Here is a 2,170-nt window from a genome sequence, read left to right as displayed (position 1 = left end):
CCGCGGCCGCGGCGGAGGCGGCGGCCCCCGAGGGGGCCGGGGCGGCGGCGCTGGCGGCGCGGGAGGCGGCGCAGCCGGTGCTGCGGCTGGCCTTCCTGCGGGATACCGCCCAGCTGGACGCCACGCCGGCCTTCCTGAAGGCGCTGTCGCCGAAGGGGCTGGAGATCGGCCTGGCCGGCCAGGTGTCGCAGTTCAGGATCGGCAGCGCCGTGGCGAAGGGCAAATTCGCCTTCGATGTCGGCAATGACGGGCTGGACTTCGCCGCGGCGCGGATGCGGCGGCTCGGCATCGGGCAGGGCGTGCCGGCCTCCAGGGTGCAGCCCAAGGGCGAGGGCGACGACGAGAGCAAGTCGATCTCCGCCATGCCCGACCAGATCAACGCCATCTTCGACGCCATCGGCGCGACCGAGGGCGCGCGGCGCACCCTGGAGGCAAGGCAGCGCCGCTACGCCCTGCTGGCCGCCGAGCTGCGGGAGCGGGTGGCGGCGCTGACCGCGCAGCTCGCCGCGGCGCGTGGCGCGATGGCCGCGGCGGCACGCCGGGCGCAGGGCAGCGAGGGCGACTATCTCTCCGCCCAGCGGCTGGTGGCCGAGGAAGGTGCGCGGGTGGCGAAGGCGGCGGAGGAGCGGCAGCGCATCCTCGGCGCGCCGCTGGCGCTGCTCTATGTCCGCCGCCGGCAGGCGCAGGTCGCGGTCCCGCTGCCCGACCCGCTGGCGCTGCGGGCGACGGCGCCCGGCGACATCGTGCCGGGCTGCCGCGACACGCATGAGGGCCCGCTGCCCGAGGGCGTGGACCAGTTCCTCGACTTCGTGCTCGACCTGCCGGTCGCCGCCTTCGCCGCGCTGCAGGGGCTGCAGGCGCATCTGCCGGGCGGGGAGGCGCTGGCGGCGCTCGGCCGCGCCCGCACCGCCCGGCTGCTGGCGCGGGAGGCGATGGCGGGCGCCAGCCTGGCGGCCGTCGCGGCGGCGGCCACGCCCTCGGCGCCGCGGCTGCTGCCGGTGCTGCGGCGGGCGCAGGCCCTGCTGGCGCCGCTGGGCGGGCGCAGCCTGGTACTGGCCGGGTCCTTCGCCGCCACCCAGCAGGAAGCGGCGAAGGTGCTCTCCGTCGCGGATGTGCTCGCCGGCCGCCGCAGCCCGCTGCGGGAGGCCGCCGGGGCGCTGCGGGACCGGCTGGAGACGGCGGGGCATTGCACCCTGGCGGCGCTGGCGAAACTGCCGCCCTCGGTCCGCTTCGCCTGGTCGGAGGCGGCGGAGGACGACAGCCTGGACCTGCCGCGGCCGGAACGCTGGCCCTTCTTCGACGCCGAGGAGGGCGAGGACGAGGCCTTCAACGCCCTGCGCAGCCTGACGGAACTCGTCCGCTTCCTGTTCGCCCAGCTCTCGCCCGCGGCCGACGGCACGGCGCAGGCGGCAATGGGGTCCTATCTGCGGGCCCTGCTGATCGAGGCGGCGCATGGCGAGCCGGCCGAGCTGCTCCGCGGCCGCGTCACCGCCCTGCCGCGGCTGGTGCAGCCCGGCGCCATCCTGCGCCTGGCGCTGAACCGGGACGCGCGGCCGGGCACCCGCCTGCACCTGCTGGACGCGGCGCGGGAGGTGGTGGCGGAACTGCGGGTGGAGGACCGCGACGGCGAGGGCACGGTGGCCAGCCTGGTGCGGCTGACCCGGCCGGCCGCCGCGGTCGCCGCCGGGCTCAGCGTGGCGGCGGCGCCGTGATCACCGCCGCCGCGCTCTCCGACCCCGACGCGGTGCGGGTGCTGCGCCTGCGGTTGCGTGGCCGACCGGAAGCGGCGGCGGCGGTGCGCATGGCGCTGGCGCCGCTGGACCCGCCGCCGATGCCGCCCGGCCAGGTGGTGCTGCTGCGGCGGCTGGCGGCCGGGCCGGCGGATGCCGGGCTGGCGGCGCGGATGCGGGCGGAGATGGCGCGGCAGGTGGCGGCGGCGGTGCCGGCGGACCGCGCCGACCCGGCGCGGGACGCGGCGGTGGCCTTCGCCTCGGCCGAGGCGCTGCTGGCCCGGCTGCTGGCGGATCTGCTCGACGGGCGGGCGGCGGGATGTTGGTGGTGGGACGGGGTCGCCGGGATCGTCGCGCGGCCCTTGCCGGCGGCGGTGGCGGGCGTGCTGGCGGAGGCCGGGCTGCGGCTCGCCGGGCTGGCCGCGGCGCTGGCCGCGGCG

At 78.9% G+C, this 2,170-nt stretch carries 2 protein-coding genes; both read left to right on the top strand.

What is annotated here, in order from left to right; genetic code table 11:
• A partial coding sequence (locus E2C05_RS33680) for a hypothetical protein (protein WP_158292493.1) occupies nt 1-1,712 on the top strand: 1,712 nt, incomplete at its 5' end.
• Nucleotides 1,709-2,170: hypothetical protein (locus tag E2C05_RS31220; RefSeq protein WP_205083217.1), on the top strand; the 462-nt coding region annotated here is incomplete at its 3' end. The genes E2C05_RS33680 and E2C05_RS31220, both read left to right, overlap by 4 nt.

The sequence above is a fragment of the Paracraurococcus ruber genome, from assembly GCF_004353985.1.
Taxonomy (GTDB): Bacteria; Pseudomonadota; Alphaproteobacteria; order Acetobacterales; family Acetobacteraceae; genus Paracraurococcus; species Paracraurococcus ruber.
This window is presented reverse-complemented; position numbering and strand designations above follow the sequence as displayed.